The sequence below is a fragment of the Thalassococcus sp. genome (genome assembly GCF_982780845.1).
The window spans coordinates 1-20,868 of sequence record NZ_CEYADA010000011.1 but is presented as its reverse complement, the minus strand read 5'-3'; the positions used below and the strand labels follow the sequence as shown (position 1 = coordinate 20,868).

The following is a 20,868-nucleotide window of genomic DNA, read 5'->3' as shown; positions in this document are numbered from 1 at the left end:
ACGTCCCCGTCGTTTTATATGGAGGTGAACATACCGGAAAGCGGTTTAGTTCCGAGAAAAGAGTTAGCTATTTTTGGTCGCACCCAACAAATTGATGATCTGGCCCGAAGCAAAGCTTCGCGCAATCGGGTGACATAACATCATCAGCGCGTCTGTAATCTGAGTCAGCTCCGTTTCATTCGGGTCCGCATGATTGGGGCAAATACAGCCCATAAGCCGGATTTTGGGCAGCGCATTGGCGATTTGGGGAACGATATGATGAAATCCGGCATTGATCGCCCGCACACCCACATCGTCGTCCGATTTATCCGATGGCATTCCCAAAACCACTGTCCCCTGCCCGACTGTCAGGCCGGCAGATAAGGCGCCAATCAGATTTTCTGTCTTTTGAATTGCTGGCAACGCGTATTGCGTTGGTTTCCGGACAAGCCAGGAAAAATCGAAAACGCCATGGATCGGTTCTGTGCCCCAGGCATTGCGCAGGATGTCAATGTTCGAAGCCAGCGACCAGTTCATCGCCAAAGGTTCGATGCGCGCGGCATTTTTAGAAGCCAGCAGCATCAGAACGTCATTGTTGGAATCCAACGCGACTACGGTTGCACCCAAATGGGCAAGCCTTACGGACAGCTGCTGACCAATTGGATGAGAGGCCGACAAACAGAAAATTGTTTTGCCCTTAAAAGCGCTTAATCCCAGCAAATCGCCCCACCAAACCGCGAAACATAAAAACCTGAACCTGAGATTGAGACTATTGCACTAAGTCGAAATGGAAAGGGGTTTTAGGTCTGATCGTGCAATATATCCTTCCCCGTAAGGTCGGAATACGCCTGAAGTGCAAAGCGATCAGTCATGCCTGATACATAATCCGAAACAAGGCGTGCAAGTTCGGTATCATTCTGTGCCGCTTCAATGTCCGCCTGCCAACGGGACGGCAAAAGGTTCGGTTGATCCATATAGATCGGGAACAGCGTGTTCACCACATGGGTCACTTTTTCGCGCTGAACAACGACAGACGGGGCACGATACATACGTTCGAACAGAAAGGCGCGGATGACCTTCAGCTTGGCCCACATATCGGAAGAAAACGCGATCACAGGCCGCCCCAAATCCCGCAACTCCTGCGCAGAGCCCGCACCGGCGTTGATCAGATTATCGCGAGAGGTGTCAATCACGTCCGCGACCATCACACCGAAAACACGGCGCAACCCTTCGTGACGTCGACGATACGCGTCCAATCCCGGCCATTCGCGATCAACCTCTTCAAACGCTTCGCGGACCAGCGGCAGATCCTGAATATCAGCGACCGTAAACAAATCTGCACGCAGCCCGTCGTGCAGATCGTGGTTGTTATAGGCAATATCGTCTGACAGCGCCGCCACCTGCGCCTCGGCGCTGGCGTGCGTATGAAGTTCCAGATCGTGGACGGCGTTATATTCCTCCAATGCATAGGGCAGCGGCCCTTCGACCGGACCGTTATGCTTGGCGATCCCTTCCAGCGTGGCCCATGTCAGGTTCAGACCGTCAAAGCCCGCGTAGTGGCGTTCCAACGACGTCACGATCCGCAGCGCCTGAGCGTTGTGGTCAAACCCTCCGTAAGGCTTCATCAAAAGATCAAGCGCATCTTCGCCGGTGTGTCCGAACGGCGTGTGGCCCAGATCATGGGCCAAGGCGACAGCTTCGGTGATGTCCGTGTTCAGCCCCAAGGCATTCGCGATGGTACGCGCAACCTGCGCCACCTCGATCGAATGGGTCAGCCGTGTGCGATAAAAATCGCCTTCGTGTTCCACAAAGACCTGCGTTTTGTGCTTTAGCCGGCGAAAGGCCGACGCGTGGATAATCCTGTCGCGGTCCCGCTGATAGCAGGATCGAAAGGCACTTTCGTCTTCGGGATATAAACGTCCGCGGGAAACGTCAGGGGTACAGGCGCAGGATAGTGTCATAGGGTTGCAGGCTCATTTCTGCTGTTTTGCGCACATAAACGCCCGTTTTTCGATGAAGCAACGTGAACAAGCCCTGAACAATGCTAAAAAACTCCCATTTCCACGAAGTTCATGGCAATGAATGACCGCGCCTCTTGAAACAGGCCATATTGCCGGACATATCTAGACCAAGACAGATAATCGGACGATGATCATGCAATTGCCCCCGAAAGTGACCGAACGCGCCTTTGCCCGCCTTGCCGAAATCGGCGCAGGCGATCAGGGACAGGCCCTGCGTGTTGCAGTGGAAGGCGGCGGGTGTTCCGGGTTCCAGTATGATATCAAACTCGACGCACCGGCGGACGACGATCTGGTTTTGGAAGGCCAAGGCCAAAAGGTCGTGGTGGATTCAGTTTCGTTGCCATTTCTGGAAAACGCGGTGATCGACTTTACCGATGAACTGATTGGTGCGCGATTTGTCATCGAAAACCCGAACGCCACTTCATCCTGCGGCTGCGGAACAAGCTTTTCGATGTGAACGGTGTCAGGCCGTCGAGGTATCCATGATATCCCGGTCTGAACTTTCGCTTAGTACCAACCAGATTGCCGACATCATCACCAAAGCGACACCGATAACGGTGGCGATGCTGGGTAATTCCGAAAAGAAGACAAACCCGATCAGTACCATCCAGACGAACTGAAGGTTCATCAATGGTGTCGCGACATATGCGGGCAGCAAGCGAAGCGCGACAACAGACAGCCAGCGCGCAACGAACAATGCCAATGCGTAAAGCGCAACAAACGCCACATCTGTCAATTCCATCGGTCGCCATACAAACGGAAGCGCGATGGCCATTGTGATGAAAATCGCAAGGTTCGGATAGAACACCTGCGCCAGATAGTTCTGTTCATCCCGCCCGATAAACCGTGCCAAAACCATGGACGCGGTGCCCGTCGTTGTGGCTCCAATCGCCCAGAAATGGCCGGACTGCGCCGAGGTCGGACCATCAGGCATCAAGAACAGAATGCCCGTTACACCAATTCCCAAGGCGATCCACGCTTGGGGCCGAATATGTTCGCCCAAAATCGGCCCACTCATGACAGCGGCCATGACGGGTACGAGGCCCATGAACAAGAAGACGTCTGCAAACGGCAAAAGGCGAAATGCCTGGAAAAAGCAGACCGCCGAAACGACCGTCAGAATAGACCGCAGCAGCATCGCCCCTTTGAAACGGGTGACCAGAAAGTGGGGTTCGTGCGGCTTGACCATGTTCGCACCAAAGCAAAGCAACAGGACCAAGCCAGCGGACAAGCAGAACAACTGTGGCGCCGCATAGGCACCGGCGAAATGTTTGGTGATCCCGTCTGCCCCTGCGATCACAAGGGTATAAATGACGACGCAGATCGCCCCTATTGCCGCCGTTGCCGTCAGATTCATGTCATCGCTCCAACGTGGTCTGCCCGTGCAAACCCCTCAAAAAATGCTTCAAACCGATCGCTCGATTGTGCGGCCGTATTCAAAACGTCGGCCGCTTCCCTTGAAATTTCGTTTTCGATCGGGCCACGCATTTTGTGCCAATTGCCCGTCCGGTTATGTGTGTGGCGCAACATGTATTCGGACATCTCGCGCAAAGGCGCTGTCCGCGTTGCTGACCGTTCAAAACGTACGCGACCCTGCGGGATGGACGCATCAAAGACGGCTTCGCCTGATAGCGCCTGATACCAGTGGCACATCAGGAATTCGTGGTAATCATCCTGAACGCGCACATCACCCCCACAGAACAACCTATACGAAAGTTTTTCATGGAACAGCCACTGTGTCCAGACTTTTGGCGGTTCGATTTTCGCAAAATTCATCGCAATACAGATCTCGGCCAACAGATCGGCATTCTGTTCGAGATAGGCCATCAGCCCCGCGAAGTGCAGGCTGTCGCAGGCGCCCTGATCCAGCGCTGGATCGCTGCGACCATATTCGCTTAGGTAGAAGACGGTATGTGTCAATTCATACGCAGCCTTCTTGTTCGGCACCGAGAATATACGTGAATTCCCGATAAAACGCCGCAACCGGTGTTCTAAACCTGCGTCATCACCCAGCGGGTCAAACCCGCGGCGCGCCATCAGGCGTCGGGCCTCCATTCGTTGCAGATCGGACAGTTCCCCACCTGCAAGGTTCTGCTTGATAGCCCAATCAACCATTGCCTCGCCCTTGGTGCCTTTCATTCCCAGATCTTCTAGATCCAGCAATATGGACAACAGAAACCGATAATATTGTGGAAAGAACGCAAAGCGCTGTTCGATCTCCGCGTAAAACGCGCCGTAGATTTCGCAAATATTATCTGGCGCCTCCGTTCGGGACGTTTCCAAAATATTAAGAATTTCTGCATTTTCCTTAAGCCAGAACACATCGTCGCCAGAACGGCGGTGGTTGCAAAAGCTGTCCAGCAGAAGGCTAAGACGTTGATTCAATGGGCGAACACGGGGCGGAATGTTGAGTTGAAGAACATTTGTCATGTGTTTTTTCCTGTTAATGTTCGACGAAATAACGTTCCGCCCCAGTCCAGTTTCGAAGTTGGCAGCGCTTACGAGCGCGGGCCCGACCATGATGTGAACATTTCGACAGCATCGCCCTGCTTGATCGCTGTGCCAGCGGGACCGGACCAAGATGTAAACATCTCGACCGCGTCGCCCTGCGTCGTGTTTGTGCCAGCAGGGCCAGACCACGATGTGAACATTTCCACGGCATCACCTTGCTTGGTCTCGGATCCCGTTGGACCCGACCAAGAGGTAAACATCTCGACCGCGTCGCCCATCGTAGCGTCGCTGTCTGCTGGTCCTGACCAGGATGTGAACATTTCGACGGCCATACCGTCGATCGCAGACACGCTGTTTTGGCGTGTCACTTTGGATCCGATTACGGCGTCCTGAAAAACTTCGACCGCAGTGATTTTTTGCTGTGTCATCATGATCTTACATTCCCCTCTGTTGGCGAGATTTTGAGTAAGATCAGGATTGCACGTTATCCGTGTTTGTTAAGTACTTTTTTCAACCTAAACGGTACTGACTGGCTTATCCACAGGATATCCACATAAATACTTTTGACCAAATTGCGACGAATGAGAAGATTCAAAAGTTATCCACAAACCAAAGATTTTTTTGAAAAATTTTCCGAGATTACAGGGAAAACGGAAGTTTCCGAGAAACACATCACAGAATCACCGTCACATAGCTGCGATTTTCGGGCCCAAAACGGTCTTTGACTTGCACATCCAACGCTCTTGGCGCGATATACGAACAAGCCAAAAGGGGACGGTATGAAAATCGCCACGTTCAATATCAACGGCATCAAGGCCCGGATCGAAACTCTGACAAAATGGCTTGAAGAGGCGCAGCCGGATGTTGCCCTGCTGCAGGAAATCAAATCTGTCGACGAAGCGTTTCCACGAGAACACTTCGAAGATATGGGCTATCAGGTCGAAACGCACGGACAGAAATCGTTTAATGGCGTCGCGATCCTGTCAAAGCTTCCCCTAGAAGATGTGACGCGCGGGCTTCCCGGTGACGACAGCGATGAACAGGCCCGTTGGATCGAAGCGACCGTCATGGGCGAAACGCATGCTGTCCGTTTGTGCGGCCTGTATCTACCCAACGGCAATCCGGCACCCGGCCCCAAATACGATTACAAACTGGCGTGGATGAAACGGCTGGAAGAGCGTGCCAAACAGCTTTTGGCAGACGAAACCCCTGCCCTGATGGCTGGCGATTATAACGTCATCCCCCAAGCCGAAGACGCGGCCAAGCCCGACAGCTGGCGCGACGACGCATTGTTCATGCCTGAAACGCGTGAAGCGTTCCGCCGTATTCTGAACCTTGGCTTTACCGAAGCATTCCGTGCCCGCACCCAAGGACCGGGGCACTATTCCTTTTGGGATTATCAGGCGGGCGCATGGCAGCGGAACAACGGCATCCGCATCGACCATTTCCTTTTGACGCCGTCCTGCGCCGATCTTTTGTCTGATTGTTATATCGACAAGGATGCCCGCGCGATGGACAAACCGTCTGATCACGTACCGGTTCTGGTCGAACTTGCCGCATGACACATCCCGAGCGACGGCTTGCGCCCTATCGTTAGCCGTCCTACATATTCTTAAACAAAATACGCGGAGCCACTAAATGCCGATGCATGCCCAAGAGATCGAAGATCTTCTGCGCGAATCCTTCCCCGATGCCAAAATCATTGTCGAAGGCAGCGATGGTGTTCACATGTCTGCCATGGTCGTTGACGAAAGCTTCCGTGGTAAGAACCGTGTCCAGCAGCAGCGCGCTGTCTTTGCAGCGCTGAAAGGCAAAATGGACGGGGCAAATGCCGAACTACACGCACTGGCCCTGACAACAAAAGCGCCAGACTAAAGGAACGGGTGTGGCGGATTTTCTGGCAAACACCTGGCCCATTCTAGGATCACTCGCTTTGGTTGGTTTGATCACATACGGCGCGCTGCGCCCCTATATGAAAACCGGCCCAAAGCGCACAGACCATACGGAGAAACACGATGACTGATGCAAAGTCTCGGATCGAAGAAACCATCAAAGGCAACGACGTTGTTCTTTACATGAAGGGCACGAAATCCATGCCCCAGTGCGGCTTTTCCAGCCGTGTTGCCGGTGTCCTGAACTACATGGGCGTTGATTTCGCCGATGTGAACGTTCTGGCTGACGAAGAAATCCGTCAGGGCATCAAGGATTTCTCGGATTGGCCGACGATCCCGCAGCTTTACGTCAAAGGCGAATTCGTCGGCGGCTGCGATATCATCACCGAAATGACTCTGTCTGGCGAACTGGACACGCTGTTTGATGAAAACGGTGTCAGCTTTGACAAAGAAGCAGCCGACAAGATCCGCGAAGCAAACGCTTGATCTGATCGAAATAAAAAAAACGCCCGCGAAACCGCGGGCGTTTTTTTGTGCTTAGCAAACTCTGCTAGCCCGCTTTTTCTTCCAGTTCGGTCGCTAGCGCTTCTGTCCGCGCGGCAATCTCTGCCATCGTCTCGGACACGCCTGCAGGCAGCACGGGCACTTCGACACGTTCCGGATCGGGTGCCGGACGGTTTTCCAGATCGCCAATCATTTTTCGCGCAGTCGCCAACTCGGCCTCTGCCGCCTTGAGTTTGTCTTCCAGACCGCCGGTTTTATCCGCCAGCATCAGGCCCGCCATCAACAAAAGTCGCGATTCAGGCATACGACCGATCTGGTCGACCAGAACCTGCGCTTCGCCATCCAGAATATGCGCGGCAGAATACAGGTACTGCTCTTCGCCTTCCTGACAGGCCACACTAAAGCTACGACCCCCAATCAAGATTTCGACTTCGGGCATCAGGCGCTCTCCTCTTGTGCGGCAGCGGCCAGCAATGGTTCCAGTGTATCGATCAATGTCTGGGTTTCAGCGCGATCAGCACTCCGCGCAGCGCGCAGACCTTCCAGTTCGGCCAACATCGCGCGATTGATCAGATGTGGTTCACTGACGTTTTTCTCAAGCGCTTCGCGAAGTTCGGCGTTGTTTGCCGTCAATTGATCGTTTGCATGGCGCAGACGCTGAAGCTCTGCGTCCAGGTCACCGATAGATGCCTTGAAGCCCGCGACTTGTGCCTGAAGCTCGGACACCTGGCTTTCCTGACGGTCACGAATAGCCTTTACACGCTCTTCTAACTGTTCGTTGGCAAGACGTTCATCCGCAAGGTCCGACTTCAGCTTTTCGATGTCTTCGCTGCTGTCATTCCCCGCAGGCGCGGTAACCGGCGAACTATCCCCGAAAGTTTCGACCTGATAAGCGATCCGGTCGAGCGCGGCGTTGATCCGCCGTTCAAACTCTTCGATTTCGGTCATGGGTCTGCTTTATGCCCTCACAAAAATTCATTTTCAGGGTGCTCTTACAACGATACGCACGCGAATCATCAGACCCCTGTTACGACAAATTGTAACAAGCCGGATGCAAAAATGCGCCCCCTTATATGTCAAGCGCTTAAGGGGCACGCTTGATCTTCCCCCTAACGCTGGTATGAGCGGGTTTGAAAACCTTCGCGACAAAGGACGATCTCGTGGATATCGAAGCGCTCAAAGCCAAGAACCCCGAACACTGGAACAAAGCCGCGGCCATCCGCGCGCTGACACTGGATGCAGTAGCAGCGGCGAATTCCGGCCACTCGGGCATGCCCATCGGCATGGCAGACGTTGCAACAGTGCTGTTTGGAAAGCACCTGAAGTTCGACGCAGCCCGCCCCGACTGGCACGACCGTGACCGCTTTATCCTGTCTGCGGGCCACGGCTCGATGCTGATCTATTCGCTGCTGTATCTGACAGGCGACCCAGAGATCACGCTGGATGAGGTCAAAAACTTCCGTCAGCTGGGCGCGAAGACAGCCGGTCACCCGGAAAACTTCCTTGCCAAAGGCATCGAGACCACAACAGGCCCGCTGGGTCAGGGCATCGCGATGTCTGTTGGTTTCGCCATGGCCGAAGAAGCACTGCGCGCCCGCTTCACCAAGAAGCTGGTCGATCACTATACATATGTCATCGCCGGTGATGGTTGTTTGATGGAAGGCGTCAGCCAAGAAGCCATCGCACTGGCAGGTCGTCAGCAACTGTCCAAGCTGATCGTCTTCTGGGACAACAACAACATCACCATCGACGGCACGGTCGACATCTCTGACCGCACTGATCAGGTCGCACGCTTTAAGGCATCGGGCTGGCACGTGCAGGAAATCGACGGTCACGATCCCGAAGCCATCGACGCGGCAATCACAGCGGCCAAGGCTGCAGGCAAGCCGTCGATGATCGCGTGCAAAACGCACATTGCGCTTGGCCACGCTGCTCAGGACACGTCCAAAGGCCACGGCGCGCTGACAGACGCAGACCAGATGGCAGCAGCGAAAGCCGCCTACGGCTGGACAACCGGCCCGTTCGAAGTGCCCGCCGACATCAAATCCCAGTGGGAAGCGATCGGCAGCCGTGGTGCAGCAGACCGTGAAGAATGGGAAACCCGTCTAGAAGCGATGTCTGCATCCCGTCAGGCAGAGTTCGCACGCACAATGGCAGGTGAAGCACCCAAGAAATTGGCTGGCACGATCCGCGCGCTGAAAAAGCAACTGGTCGAAACACAGCCCAAAGTCGCTTCGCGCAAAAGCTCGGAAATGGTGCTTGAGGTCGTGAACCCCATCATGCCGGAAACCATCGGTGGCTCGGCTGACCTGACTGGTTCCAACAACACCAAGACTGCCGATCTGGGCATCTTCGACATCGAGAACCGCAAAGGTCGCTACGTCTACTACGGCATCCGTGAACACGGTATGGCCGCAGCGATGAACGGTATGGCGCTGCACGGCGGTATCCGCCCCTACGGCGGTACATTCTTCTGCTTCACCGACTACGCGCGTCCTGCGATGCGTCTGGCCGCGCTGCAAAAGGTGCCTTCGGTGTTTGTCATGACCCACGACTCCATCGGTCTGGGCGAAGACGGCCCAACACACCAGCCGGTCGAGCATCTGGCAATCTGCCGCGCAACCCCGAACACGCTGACATTCCGCCCTGCTGACACTGTTGAAACAGCGGAAGCATGGGAACTGGCACTGACACAGAAATCGACACCGTCGGTTCTGGTGCTATCCCGTCAGAACCTGCCGGCCGTGCGCAAGGAAAACAAAGCGAAGAACCTGGTCGAACAAGGTGCCTACGTTCTGGCCGATGCCGAAGGCAAACGTCAGGCGATCATCATGGCGACTGGCTCCGAAGTGTCTCTGGCATTGGAAGCCCGTGAAAAACTGCAGGCCGAAGGCATCGGTACGCGCGTTGTGTCCATGCCCTGCATGGAACTGTTCGAACAGCAGGATGAAGCCTACCGCAAGCGCGTTCTGCCTGCTGGCCCTGTTCGCGTCGCTGTCGAAGCTGGCGCTCAGATGGGCTGGGACAAATGGCTGTGCGGCGAGCGCGGCAAGTACCAGAAAGCCGGCTTTGTCGGCATGAAGGGCTTTGGCGCATCTGCACCGGCCGAGGAACTGTACGAACACTTTGGCATCACAGCCGATGCGATCGTCGAGCAGGTCAAAGCGCTGCTGTAATCGATCCGGCATTTGAAATGAGATGGCCCCGAACTTCGGTTCGGGGCTTTTTCATTTTATGGACGCGAAAAGGCGCGTGCTGACAAATAATTGAGATGCCAAATCGTTCCTACGCCCCACATTCTAACCAAACCATTTTGTACAGGAGCCTTTGATGTTCAAAACCATCCTGACCCTTTGCGCCATTGCCGCAACCCCTGCCCTTGCCGACCCGTGGGAATGGGGTGATCGGAACACCGATTTCGCCCCCGCCTTTCCCGAACAAACACGCGCGCCTTTGACCGACAGCGGGATTAAGCCTGCTGTCGCCGCGATTGCATCGGGGCTGGAAAACCCTTGGGGTGTCGATGTTCTGCCCGATGGCAGCGGCTATCTGGTTACCGAACGTACCGGAACGTTGTGGAAAATCGGCCCCGACGGCAGCAAGACACAAATCGACGGTGTACCTGCGGTCAAAGCCGAACGTCAGGGTGGATTGTTAGACATCACGCTGGCCCCAGATTTTGCACAAAGCGGCGTAGTTTGCCTCAGCTATGCTAAACCGATTGGGATCGACGGAAGCGCAACAGCCGCTGCTTGCGGCACCTACGACATTGCAGAAAACCGGATTGATGACCTGCGCGATGTGTTTGTGCAAACTCCGGCCGTCAGCCAGCACATGCACTTTGGCAGCCGCGTTGTGTTCGAAGATAACGACACCATTTTTGTCACCACCGGCGAACGCTTTTCCCTGACCAATCGCCGGAAGGCACAGGATCTGGACAGCACCTTTGGCAAGACAGTACGCGTCAACATCGATGGGACTGTGCCTGTTCGAAATCCCTACACGTCAACGAGCGGCGCACGCCCTGAAATCTATTCGCTCGGCCATCGCAATATCCAAGGTGCAATGTTCCGTGATGGCATGCTCTGGACGATTGAACACGGACCTGCAGGCGGCGACGAACTGAACCGGATCGAAGCGGGAAAGAACTATGGCTGGCCCATCATTTCGTATGGCGAGAATTACAATGGCTCGTCTGTCGGCTCTGGCAAAGCCGCCGCAGATGGCCTCGAACAGCCCGTCTACTTCTGGGATCCGGTAATCGCGCCCGCAGGCATGTTGACCTACACCGGCAGCGCATTTGGAGCATGGAAGAACGATGTTCTGATCGGGTCGCTCAACCCCGGTGGCGTGGTGCGCCTGTCCATTGATGGTAATCGCGTGACAGAAGAAGAGCGGCTGGTCACCGGTATCGGACGTGTCCGTGATCTGGTGCAGGATCAGGACGGGACAATTCTCGCCCTGATCGATGCTAACCCCAACGGTCAGCTGGTGCGCCTAAGCCCGAAGTGATTACGCGTCGGACTTTTTCGAAAACATGCCCCAGATCGGACCAACAATCTTGGTTCCGATCGGGATCATGATGAATCCCAGAACAATGCCCAGCACACCATCAATCGCGGCGGTCACGATCCACTGAACGGCGGCCTGCCAATCGGCAGGTACGCCCTGTGCCACCGCCTCTGCCGCGTGATGGATCACTTCCTCGGGCAAATGCCAGCCCATCATCGCAACGCTATGCACGATAATCGATCCACCAACCCACAGCATTGCAGCGGTACCGACAATGGTCAGAAGCTTCAGAAGGTGCGGCATGAATTTTACAATCGCCATGCCGAGCTTGCGTGTCACCGATGTTCTGCCGACCTCGGCCATCCACAGGCCGACGTCATCCATTTTGACGATCAAAGCCACAACTCCGTAAACCGCCACGGTGATCAGAATGGCCACAGCCGCCAAGGTTGCGGCCTCCATCCAAAAGGTGGATTGCGGAATTGCCGACAAAGCGATGGTCATGATTTCCGCGGACAGGATGAAGTCGGTCTTGATCGCCCCTTCGACTTTGGATTTTTCAAGGTGCTGCTCAGACAGCACCTTTTCTTCGGGGCTCCGGCCATTTTCTTCATGGTGGAAAAACGCATGGAACAGCTTTTCTGCGCCTTCGAAACACAAATACAAACCGCCCAACAAAAGCAGAGGCCAGATTGCCCAAGGCGCAAAGTTAGACAGTATAAGCCCGACGGGAAGCAGGATCACCAGTTTGTTGATGAAGGACCCGCGCGCAATCTTCCAGATAATTGGCAGTTCACGAGCCGGATGAAAGCCGTGCACGTATTTCGGCGTCACGGCCGCGTCGTCGATCACCGCACCTGCGGCCTTCGACCCCGCCTTAAGCGCTTGTGTCGCCACATCGTCTACGGATGCGGCGGCGACTTTGGCAATGCCTGCCACGTCGTCCAAAAGCGCAAACAAACCACTCATCTTAATGCCCCCAAATCATATGCTTGGCCGTTTCCAGCCAAATACAAAGTTAGCCCGAGCCTAACGGCCCCTTCCAACCACGCAAGCGCAAAAGCCCGCTTACTCCGCGACTTTCGGCGCCCTCTGGCCAGATGTTACGACATAGTGCGTAAAGAGATCGCGGTCATGGGGGAAATTCGTTTGGTTTTCTCAGCGCCCACTAATTACGCCCCCAAGACCGAGTCGCCGAACATCAAAGTGAGCGCAAACGGGAAATCGTGTTAGCGCAAAACCGGCTCGGGCGTTAGCGCAATCAGCCCAAAACCACCCCAAGTTATCGCTAACACATTGTCAAATATAGCTTTTATCCTTTGCGCAAACGCCCCCCGAACTGTAGACAGCGCTCAAGCAAACCAGTGAAGGAATTCCTCCATGACCGTCACAGTTGGGATTAACGGATTTGGCCGCATCGGTCGCTGCACTTTGGCTCATATCGCCGAAAGCGCACGCAACGATGTGCAGGTTGTCAAAATCAACGCAACAGGACCGCTGGAAACATCCGCACACCTGCTGCGCTATGACAGCGTTCATGGCCGTTTCCCCGGTGAGGTCAAGGTTTCGGGCGACACAATGGATCTGGGCCGCGGCCCGATGCAGATGTTCTCGACCTATAATCCCGAAGAACTGGACTGGTCCGGTTGTGATGTTGTTCTGGAATGCACAGGCAACTTCAACGACGGCAAGAAATCCGCGATCCACCTTGAACGTGGCGCGAAGAAAGTTCTGATCTCGGCGCCCGCGTCGAACGTTCAGCGCACTGTCGTTTACGGTGTGAACCACCGCAGCCTGACAGCCGAAGACAACATGGTGTCCAACGGCTCTTGCACAACGAATTGCCTCGCACCGCTGGCCAAGGTTCTGGACGAAGCCATCGGCATCGAATCCGGACTGATGACAACGATCCACAGCTACACAGGCGACCAGCCGACGCTGGACCGTCGTCACAAAGACCTGTACCGCGCCCGCGCAGCTGCGATGGCGATGATCCCGACGTCCACAGGTGCCGCCAAAGCACTGGGCGAGGTTCTGCCGAACCTAAAGGGCAAGCTGGACGGCACCGCGATGCGCGTCCCTACGCCGAACGTTTCCGCTGTTGACCTGACATTTGTCGCTGGCAAAGACGTGACCGTTGACGACGTGAACAGCATCGTTGCCGAAGCTGCCGGTGGCCACATGGGCATGGTTCTGGATTACGATCCCGAGCCGAAGGTTTCCATCGACTTCAACCACACCACCGCATCGTCCATCTTCGCACCCGACCAGACCAAGGTCAGCGGCAAGCGTCTGGTGCGTGTTCTGGCATGGTACGACAACGAATGGGGCTTCTCTGCCCGTATGGCAGACGTCGCAGCCGCGATGGGTCGCACACTGCACTAAGCGCTTTCGCTTTAAACGAATTCCAAAGGCCGCTCCGATATGTTCGGGGCGGCTTTTTTCTTGGGCAAATTCCGGTCGTGACTTAGGGCGTGGGCTCTGGCATCAAAAGACAACCATCAGGGGCAACAGGCAGAAGACGAGTATGACGAACACGATTGCGGTTTATCTGGGAATTGGCCTGCTTCTGGCGATCGGTGCGGATTATCTGTTTTACGGACCCGAACACCTTCTGTTTCTTGCCAAAAAAGGCATCGACCTTTTGGATTGGGTCGCTGTTTGGCGTTAACAATCTGACATTCAGACAACGCGCCAGCTTGACTTTATTGCTTGCCTTTGGTTGTTAGCGGTAACGGTATCGCTAACTCCCGGAGACACACACCTATGACTGTTAAGGTAGCCATCAACGGCTTTGGCCGCATCGGACGTAACGTTCTGCGCGCCATCATTGAATCCGGCCGCACGGATGTCGAAGTCGTCGCTATCAACGACTTGGGCCCGGTCGAAACAAACGCACACCTTCTGCAATACGACAGCGTTCACGGCCGCTTCCCTGTTGAGGTTAAAGTCGGCGAAGACTCGATCGATGTTGGCCGCGGCCCGATCCGCGTAACCGCCATTCGCGATCCCAAAGAACTGCCCTGGGGTGATGTTGACGTTGTGATGGAATGCACCGGCATTTTCACATCCAAGGAAAAAGCAGCCCTACATCTGGAAAACGGATCCAAGCGCGTTCTGGTTTCGGCGCCTTGCTCTGAGGCAGACAAGACCATCGTTTACGGCGTGAACGATGATACGCTGACGGCAGATGATTTGGTTGTTTCCAACGCATCCTGCACCACAAACTGCCTGTCCCCCGTCGCAAAGGTTCTGAACGACGCGTTCGGTATCACGCGCGGGTTCATGACAACGATCCACAGCTACACAGGCGACCAGCCGACGCTGGATACCATGCACAAAGATCTGTATCGCGCCCGCGCTGCTGCCCTGTCCATGATCCCGACATCCACAGGTGCGGCCAAGGCCGTTGGTCTGGTTCTTCCCGAACTGAACGGCAAGCTGGACGGCGTGGCTATCCGCGTTCCCACCCCGAACGTGTCCGTGGTTGACCTGACTTTCGAAGCTGGCCGTGACGTGACAGCCGAAGAAATCAATGCGGCGATCCACGCGGCAGCAGAAGGCCCGCTAAAAGGCATTCTGGGCGTGACAGACTCCAAGCTGGTCAGCATGGACTTTAACCACGATCCGCATTCGTCGATCTTTGCCACAGACCAGACCAAGGTCATGGACGGCAACTTTGTCCGTATCCTCAGCTGGTACGACAACGAATGGGGCTTTTCGAACCGCATGGCGGACACCGCTGTTGCGATGGCGAAATTCATCTGATTTCAATCAGATAGACACACTCAACGCAGCAGGCCATCGGCCTGCTGTTTTCGTTTACGGCACTTAGCTGCGGTGTCGAGAATTGCAAAAAACGCATGCCCGATCCGTAAAACCGTCATTTGTGCTGCGGCGCAGCATGCCCAATATAGCAATCATGGGAGACGCATTTTCTAGGAGCATCCGAAATGGCGACTTTGACTTCTCTTCAATCCCGTCTGGCAAAACATCTTGCCTATCGCAAAACACTGGCTGAACTGCGCGCGATGCCGCAGCGCGTGGCGCTCGACCTTGAAGTCTATGGCTGTGAAAAAGAAATCGCCTTCCGCGCGATTTACGGGTGAAGGCGTTTGATCAGCGCTGATTGTACCTCGGGCGACACGAAGTTTGAAATGTCGCCGCCAAGACGGGCAACCTCTTTTACCAGTTTTGACGCAATCGCCTGATGGCGGGCTTCTGCCATCAGGAACACGGTTTCGATTGAGTCGTCCAGCGCACGGTTCATGCCGACCATCTGAAACTCATACTCGAAATCCGAAACCGCACGCAGCCCACGAACGATCACCGATGCTCCAACATCGTGGGCGCAGTGTACAAGCAGGTTTTCGAACGGATGAACCACGATCTCGGTATCCGTCTGCTCCGAAAGCTTCACACACTCGGCCTCGATCATTGCAACCCGTTCATCAAGCGTGAACAGCGGGCCCTTATCGCGGTTGATGGCAACACCGATCACCAGACGATCCACCAGCGATGTGGCGCGACGAATGATATCGATGTGACCCTTTGTAATCGGGTCAAAAGTTCCGGGATAAAGACCTGTTCGCATGGCCGGACCTCCGTAGTTATCCGGCGCACGCAACAATATTACCCGACCAGATGCAACCGAGAAATGAACCCTTTACCAATTGTTGGTCAGCATTCCTTCAAGTGCATCCTTTTCCATCGCCAATTCTGTCAGGCGCGCTTTGACCGCATCACCGATGGTGATTAGACCGACCAGACGCCCCTCTTCAAGAACCGGCATGTGACGGAAACGACCTTCGGTCATACGACGCAAAACATCGTCCGCACTGTCACCACGGGCACATGTTTGAAGGTTGCGGGTCATATATTCGTCGACCTGAGCATCAAGGCAGCTTGCGCCGCGCATGGACAGAACGCGAACGATGTCACGTTCTGACAAAATCCCGACCGCCGTTTCACCATCTTCGGAAACGACCACCGTACCGATGCGCCGTTCAGCCAGAATTTTGGCCGCATCACGCAGCAAAGTCGTCGGGGATACAGTGACAACGCCATCATCTGCTTTATTTTTCAAGATATGTTGGACCTGCACGACAAATTCCTCCTTTTGTCATTGCACTGTCCTTACAGCGTCGTATTGCCGCACCTATCTGTCAAGACAGACCTTCAAGGCGCAGCACCTCCTTTCGTATGCCCTCGCTCAGCAATTCCGAGAAACGGTTCAGGCGATCAAGACGCCGATCATCCGCATGGCGCACCAGATAGAAGCTCCGGGTAAGCGACAATTCTTCGGGCAGGATCTTGGTCAAACGGTTGATCCCGGCCAATGCAAAATCATGCACGATACCCATCCCCGCATTGCCCAAAATCCACTGAAACTGAACCATGACCGAGTTCGATGCCAAGCGGACACGCTCAACGCCCAAGTCCGCTAAGTAGTCCAATTCCTTGTCAAAAATCATATCCGGAATGTAGCCAATCAATTTGTGGCCCGCCAAATCGTCCAACGACGTGATCGGCGGCGCGTTCCGCAAATAGCCGCGGCTGGCGGCAAGATGCAGTTTATAGTCGGTGATCTTTTGGACCGTCAGGCGACCTGCCGTGGGCGCACTGACCGCGACGGCAAGATCGGCCTCTCGCTTGGACAGATTGACGACCCGCGGAAGGGACACGATTTGCACATCAAGGTCGGGATTTTGTTCGACAATTGCAGAACATACCTGCGGCAGAACGAAGTTTGCACAGCCATCAGGCGCACCAATTCGAATCTGCCCCGACAGACCTTCGGACCGACCTGCCACATCCTCGTTGGCCGCAGTCATCGCTTGTTCGGCCTCTTCCGCATGCCGCAAAAGACGCAAACCTGCTTCGGTCAATGCGTAGCCTTGGGGGCTTTTGATGAACAAAGGCGTTCCGAAATTTTCCTCAAGCCGCGCGACGCGTCGACCAACCGTTGCCGGATCCAGTTTCAGAACACGTCCGGCCCCTGACAGACTTTCGTTCCGCGCCACCGAAAGAAACACTCGCATGTCGTCCCAGCTGTCCATGATCACACCCCCGCATTTTCGCAAAACCTTTTTGAAAACTTGCCTCTGTATCGGGCAAATTCGCAAGACTATTATTTGTGTCAATTCCGAGAGAGGAGAAACTCGATGACCGAACTGACCCACTACATCAACGGTGAGCACGTCAAAGGCACGTCCGGCCGTTTCACAGAAGTCTTCAACCCCGCCACCGGCGAGGTTCAGGCCAAGGTGCCACTGGCAACCGTAGAAGAAATGAACGCGGCTATCGCGAAAGCGGAAGAAGCACAGAAAGCATGGGGCGCAACCAACCCCCAGCGTCGTGCACGCGTCATGATGAAGTTCGGCGCCCTGATCAATGAACATATGGACGAACTGGCTGAGCTGGTCAGCCGCGAGCACGGTAAAACCCTGCCCGATGGCCGTGGTGACGTTCAGCGTGGTCTGGAAGTGGTCGAAGTCTGCATGGGCGCGCCGCACATGCTGAAGGGCGAGTTCACCGATGACGGCGGCCCCGGCATTGACCTCTACTCCATGCGTCAGCCGCTGGGTGTTGTGGCCGGCATCACGCCGTTCAACTTCCCCGCAATGATCCCGCTGTGGAAAATGGCCCCCGCGATCGTGTCCGGTAACGCCATGATCCTGAAGCCGTCCGAACGCTGCCCGTCCACATCGCTGCGTCTGGCCGAACTTCTGAAAGAAGCGGGCCTGCCCGATGGTATTCTGCAGGTTGTGAACGGCGACAAAGAAGCCGTTGACGCGATCCTCGACAACGAAACCATCGCAGCTGTCGGTTTTGTCGGCTCGACCCCGATCGCGCAGTATATCTATGGCCGCGCGGCATCGAACGGCAAACGCGCGCAGTGCTTCGGCGGTGCAAAGAACCACATGATCATCATGCCGGACGCCGATCTGGACAAAGCTGCGGACGCCCTGGTCGGCGCGGGCTTTGGCGCGGCTGGCGAACGTTGCATGGCGATTTCGGTTGCGGTTCCGGTTGGGAAGGAAACAGCCGACAAGCTGGTTGAAAAACTGACGCCGCGCATCGAAAAGCTGAAAGTCGGCCCCTACACTGCTGACGAAGAAGTCGACTACGGCCCCGTCATCACAGCGGCTGCAAAACAGCGCATCGAAGGCCTGATCGATTCGGGCGTCGAACAAGGTGCGGACCTGCTGATCGACGGTCGTGGCTTCCAGCTTCAGGGTTACGAAGACGGCTTCTTTGTTGGCCCGTCCTTCTTCGACAATGTCACGCCTGACATGGACATCTACAAAGAAGAAATCTTTGGTCCGGTTCTGAGCCAGGTTCGTGCGGACACATATGAGGACGCGCTGAACCTGATCATCGACAACCCCTATGGCAACGGCACCGCGATCTACACAGCGGATGGCGACACAGCCCGTGACTTTGCGCACCGCGTGAACGTCGGCATGGTCGGCATCAACTTCCCGATCCCTGTTCCGCTGAGCTACCACACCTTTGGCGGCTGGAAGAAATCGGCATTCGGTGACCTGAACCAATACGGCCCCGACGCCTTCCGCTTCTACACCAAGACCAAAACCGTCACGGCGCGTTGGTTCTCGGGCATCAAAGAAGGCGGCGAGTTCAACTTCAAAGCCATGGACTGATGCGGTTCAAAAACGGAAACAGAAAGCCCGCAGGTCATCCTGCGGGCTTTTTCTTTGGGGTTGTCAGCCAACCGTGTTGGTCATTTGCATCCTTCACACCACCTCATGGGTGGCGCACAGCCTAGGTCTTCTTTGAGGCCAAAGGCCGGATGCTGCATTCTCACCCAATGGCCGCGTTGCACAGATAGCGGAGCTTACAAAATCAGGAACGATTGAAAGGCGAGCGCCGCCTGTCTCGATCCTCGCACCTAGTCCATGCCCCATCCCGCCTAACCGCGTTCTGCTGGGCTCTAAGTGCTCTTTCCCTTCGTGCCCTTGGGTTGTCGCTTAGGAACGCCCTTGCCGAGTTCGGCTCCAATATCCTCAAGCAGGAAAGCGCGATGCAGAAAGGCTTCGAGAATGGTCATCATGGCATCGAGTTGCTTAGGCTTTGGCTGCCAGCCTCGATGCGCCGCTGCGCTCCCGGCGTCAATCAACGCGCCGAGAACTGCCTTTTCCTTTTCTGTGATGTGATCGCCAGCCTTCAACTCATTAAGCTTTTGTTGAAACGTCTTGGCCGGGTCAATTTTGAGCAATTCAGAAGCCCGGTCAAATACCGTCCTCATGCCGATGGCAGCAAGAACCCCCAGATTATTGCTTAGCGCGGTATAGACATCATCGAACAACGACCCCAGAACCCGGTCCTCAAAGCCGATCTCATCGGCCCACTCTGGCCGACGCCGCTTTGCAGCCGGAGGCCAGAAGGCAATTCGTTCGTGAGCTATTGTGTCACACTCACCCGTGATTGGGTTGTGTTCATGGTCGAGATCTTCCGAGTTCCAACTCAGTGTTTTGAAATAGTGATGGCCACACCCGCCACACTCGAGAATCGAATAATAGGTTGCGCCATATATGCCGCCGTAGTCGTATTCCTCTTTGTGCTGTGCGACCACATCAGCACGTTCAGCGCCGCACTCTGGGCAATGTCCTTTTTCGAATTTCTTTTCCGTCATAATTTCATTCCAAAAGATCAGCGCTGCATTCCGTTTCTGTTTTTTAAACCGGCACAGGACTCTGTGCCATCTTATTTTTCCAGCCAGAACAAAGTCCTGCACCTAAAACACGAGTTGAGCGCCCCGGTGGGCTCCGTCCAGAGTTGCGCTGCGCGGCTCAGTCTAGCTATCCGATGCAATTGCAGAATGAAGGCCCCAAAAGGGCTGGGATCGGTCGTTGACGGCCTAATCTGCATTGGCTGCTTTGTCTCACATAGCTGACCAATACAATTTGCGCGCGCCATTCGATTGTGACGCATCCTCGCAAAATCATTTTGCATTCCGGATATTGCCAAGGCCTCAAAACCCTGCCAAAAAATGAACAAACGTTCAGACACTTTCCAACGGAGGAGGAGCCGATGGATTTTGCGCTCGGTGATGACCAGCAGGCTATTTTCGACATGGCTTATGCGTTCGGTCAGGAACACATCGCACCCCATGCCCAGCAGTGGGAAAAAGACGGAACCATCCCGAAAGAGCTATGGCCGCAACTGGCCGAACTCGGCTTTGGCGGGCTGATCGTATCCGAGGAAAACGACGGCGCTGGCCTGTCGCGCCTGGACTGCACCCTGATCTTTGAAGCGCTGTCGATGGCCTGCCCGTCCGTTGCGGCATTCCTGTCGATCCACAACATGTGTGCAGGCATGATCGACAAGTTCGGATCTGACGAAATGAAGGCGCGTCTGCTGCCCGATGCGATCAGCATGGAAAAGGTGCTGAGCTACTGTCTGACCGAACCGGGATCGGGCTCGGACGCAGCCGCACTGAAAACCCGCGCAGACCGCACGAACGAAGGCTACACGCTGAACGGAAC

At 55.2% G+C, this 20,868-nt stretch carries 24 protein-coding genes; 12 read left to right on the top strand and 12 right to left on the bottom strand.

Annotation, left to right across the window (positions count from 1 at the left end):
- Positions 1 to 63 precede the first annotated feature (63 nt).
- The gene (locus AC4FIA_RS12915) at positions 64 to 699 is read right to left on the bottom strand and encodes a Rossmann-fold NAD(P)-binding domain-containing protein (protein WP_490366195.1); all 636 of its coding nucleotides are present in this window, start codon (positions 697 to 699) and stop codon (positions 64 to 66) included.
- Between the two features lie 80 nt (positions 700 to 779).
- Positions 780 to 1,940: a deoxyguanosinetriphosphate triphosphohydrolase gene (locus AC4FIA_RS12910; protein WP_490366194.1), complete on the bottom strand. Its 1,161-nt coding sequence runs from the start codon at positions 1,938 to 1,940 to the stop codon at positions 780 to 782.
- A gap of 193 nt (positions 1,941 to 2,133) precedes the next feature.
- Here AC4FIA_RS12910 and AC4FIA_RS12905 point away from each other — a divergent pair, with 193 nt between their 5' ends.
- Positions 2,134 to 2,457, top strand: a complete 324-nt coding sequence (locus tag AC4FIA_RS12905; RefSeq protein WP_103910324.1) for a HesB/IscA family protein — start codon at positions 2,134 to 2,136, stop codon at positions 2,455 to 2,457.
- 6 nt (positions 2,458 to 2,463) lie between these two features.
- Here AC4FIA_RS12905 and AC4FIA_RS12900 read toward each other — a convergent pair whose 3' ends face one another.
- The 3 genes from AC4FIA_RS12900 to AC4FIA_RS12890 are packed head-to-tail and all read right to left on the bottom strand — an operon-like array spanning position 2,464 to position 4,882.
- Positions 2,464 to 3,357: a DMT family transporter gene (locus AC4FIA_RS12900; protein ID WP_490366193.1), complete on the bottom strand. Its 894-nt coding sequence runs from the start codon at positions 3,355 to 3,357 to the stop codon at positions 2,464 to 2,466.
- On the bottom strand, positions 3,354 to 4,520 hold the full coding sequence (locus AC4FIA_RS12895; RefSeq protein ID WP_490366192.1) for a DUF6902 family protein: 1,167 nt from the start codon (positions 4,518 to 4,520) through the stop codon (positions 3,354 to 3,356). The genes AC4FIA_RS12900 and AC4FIA_RS12895 overlap by 4 nt, the downstream gene beginning before the upstream one ends.
- Positions 4,499 to 4,882: a hypothetical protein gene (locus AC4FIA_RS12890; protein ID WP_490366191.1), complete on the bottom strand. Its 384-nt coding sequence runs from the start codon at positions 4,880 to 4,882 to the stop codon at positions 4,499 to 4,501. Before AC4FIA_RS12890 ends, AC4FIA_RS12895 begins: the two co-directional genes overlap by 22 nt.
- 348 nt (positions 4,883 to 5,230) lie before the next feature.
- On the opposite strand from AC4FIA_RS12890, the gene xth reads away from it, so the two are divergent.
- The 3 genes from xth to grxD all read left to right on the top strand — a co-directional run bounded on the left by xth (position 5,231) and on the right by grxD (position 6,829).
- Complete coding sequence (xth, locus tag AC4FIA_RS12885) at positions 5,231 to 6,013, top strand: exodeoxyribonuclease III (RefSeq protein WP_490366190.1); 783 nt, start codon at positions 5,231 to 5,233, stop codon at positions 6,011 to 6,013.
- Positions 6,014 to 6,089: 76 nt separating this feature from the next.
- Positions 6,090 to 6,326, top strand: coding sequence for a BolA/IbaG family iron-sulfur metabolism protein (locus AC4FIA_RS12880; protein WP_103909929.1), 237 nt, complete (start codon positions 6,090 to 6,092; stop codon positions 6,324 to 6,326).
- 140 nt (positions 6,327 to 6,466) lie between these two features.
- Positions 6,467 to 6,829 carry a Grx4 family monothiol glutaredoxin gene (gene grxD, locus AC4FIA_RS12875; protein ID WP_287475975.1) on the top strand — a complete coding sequence of 121 codons (363 nt, stop codon included), beginning with the start codon at positions 6,467 to 6,469 and terminating at the stop codon, positions 6,827 to 6,829.
- 64 nt (positions 6,830 to 6,893) lie between these two features.
- Here the strand turns inward: grxD and AC4FIA_RS12870 are convergent, their stop codons facing one another.
- Positions 6,894 to 7,286, bottom strand: coding sequence for a cell division protein ZapA (locus AC4FIA_RS12870; protein WP_103909931.1), 393 nt, complete (start codon positions 7,284 to 7,286; stop codon positions 6,894 to 6,896).
- Entirely contained in the window at positions 7,286 to 7,795 is a 510-nt protein-coding gene (locus AC4FIA_RS12865; RefSeq protein WP_287475973.1) for a hypothetical protein, read from the bottom strand. The genes AC4FIA_RS12870 and AC4FIA_RS12865 overlap by 1 nt, the downstream gene beginning before the upstream one ends.
- Positions 7,796 to 8,007: 212 nt before the next feature.
- Between AC4FIA_RS12865 and tkt the strand changes: the two genes are divergently transcribed.
- Together tkt and AC4FIA_RS12855 are read left to right on the top strand one after the other, a co-directional pair.
- The gene (tkt, locus tag AC4FIA_RS12860; protein WP_490366189.1) at positions 8,008 to 10,023 is read left to right on the top strand and encodes a transketolase; all 2,016 of its coding nucleotides are present in this window, start codon (positions 8,008 to 8,010) and stop codon (positions 10,021 to 10,023) included.
- Between the two features lie 154 nt (positions 10,024 to 10,177).
- Positions 10,178 to 11,359 (top strand): PQQ-dependent sugar dehydrogenase, encoded by a 1,182-nt coding sequence (locus AC4FIA_RS12855; RefSeq protein ID WP_490366188.1) that lies wholly within the window; start codon positions 10,178 to 10,180, stop codon positions 11,357 to 11,359.
- On the opposite strand, the gene AC4FIA_RS12850 is transcribed toward AC4FIA_RS12855, so the two are convergent.
- Positions 11,360 to 12,328 (bottom strand): DUF808 domain-containing protein, encoded by a 969-nt coding sequence (locus AC4FIA_RS12850; RefSeq protein WP_490366187.1) that lies wholly within the window; start codon positions 12,326 to 12,328, stop codon positions 11,360 to 11,362.
- Between the two features lie 411 nt (positions 12,329 to 12,739).
- Between AC4FIA_RS12850 and gap (AC4FIA_RS12845) the strand changes: the two genes are divergently transcribed.
- The 4 genes from gap (AC4FIA_RS12845) to AC4FIA_RS12830 all read left to right on the top strand — a co-directional run bounded on the left by gap (AC4FIA_RS12845) (position 12,740) and on the right by AC4FIA_RS12830 (position 15,468).
- Complete coding sequence (gene gap, locus AC4FIA_RS12845; RefSeq protein WP_103909936.1) at positions 12,740 to 13,744, top strand: type I glyceraldehyde-3-phosphate dehydrogenase; 1,005 nt, start codon at positions 12,740 to 12,742, stop codon at positions 13,742 to 13,744.
- 142 nt (positions 13,745 to 13,886) lie between these two features.
- On the top strand, positions 13,887 to 14,030 hold the full coding sequence (locus AC4FIA_RS12840) for a hypothetical protein (RefSeq protein WP_287475968.1): 144 nt from the start codon (positions 13,887 to 13,889) through the stop codon (positions 14,028 to 14,030).
- 95 nt (positions 14,031 to 14,125) lie between these two features.
- Complete coding sequence (gene gap / locus AC4FIA_RS12835) at positions 14,126 to 15,127, top strand: type I glyceraldehyde-3-phosphate dehydrogenase (RefSeq protein ID WP_490366186.1); 1,002 nt, start codon at positions 14,126 to 14,128, stop codon at positions 15,125 to 15,127.
- 185 nt (positions 15,128 to 15,312) lie between these two features.
- Complete coding sequence (locus AC4FIA_RS12830; protein WP_490366185.1) at positions 15,313 to 15,468, top strand: hypothetical protein; 156 nt, start codon at positions 15,313 to 15,315, stop codon at positions 15,466 to 15,468.
- Here AC4FIA_RS12830 and coaD read toward each other — a convergent pair.
- The 3 genes from coaD to AC4FIA_RS12815 all read right to left on the bottom strand — a co-directional run bounded on the left by coaD (position 15,459) and on the right by AC4FIA_RS12815 (position 17,418).
- Positions 15,459 to 15,953, bottom strand: coding sequence for a pantetheine-phosphate adenylyltransferase (gene coaD / locus AC4FIA_RS12825; protein ID WP_490366184.1), 495 nt, complete (start codon positions 15,951 to 15,953; stop codon positions 15,459 to 15,461). The two genes, AC4FIA_RS12830 and coaD, sit on opposite strands and share 10 nt — an antisense overlap.
- Positions 15,954 to 16,025: 72 nt before the next feature.
- Positions 16,026 to 16,463, bottom strand: a complete 438-nt coding sequence (locus AC4FIA_RS12820) for a CBS domain-containing protein (protein WP_103909939.1) — start codon at positions 16,461 to 16,463, stop codon at positions 16,026 to 16,028.
- Positions 16,464 to 16,524: 61 nt separating this feature from the next.
- Entirely contained in the window at positions 16,525 to 17,418 is an 894-nt protein-coding gene (locus tag AC4FIA_RS12815) for a LysR family transcriptional regulator (protein WP_103909940.1), read from the bottom strand.
- Between the two features lie 105 nt (positions 17,419 to 17,523).
- Between AC4FIA_RS12815 and AC4FIA_RS12810 the strand changes: the two genes are divergently transcribed.
- Positions 17,524 to 19,023, top strand: a complete 1,500-nt coding sequence (locus AC4FIA_RS12810) for a CoA-acylating methylmalonate-semialdehyde dehydrogenase (RefSeq protein WP_287475959.1) — start codon at positions 17,524 to 17,526, stop codon at positions 19,021 to 19,023.
- Positions 19,024 to 19,313: 290 nt separating this feature from the next.
- Here the strand turns inward: AC4FIA_RS12810 and AC4FIA_RS12805 are convergent, their stop codons facing one another.
- The gene (locus AC4FIA_RS12805; protein ID WP_490366183.1) at positions 19,314 to 20,015 is read right to left on the bottom strand and encodes a DUF4145 domain-containing protein; all 702 of its coding nucleotides are present in this window, start codon (positions 20,013 to 20,015) and stop codon (positions 19,314 to 19,316) included.
- Between the two features lie 398 nt (positions 20,016 to 20,413).
- Between AC4FIA_RS12805 and AC4FIA_RS12800 the strand changes: the two genes are divergently transcribed.
- The coding region (locus AC4FIA_RS12800; RefSeq protein WP_490366182.1) for an acyl-CoA dehydrogenase family protein at positions 20,414 to 20,868 on the top strand (455 nt) is incomplete at its 3' end.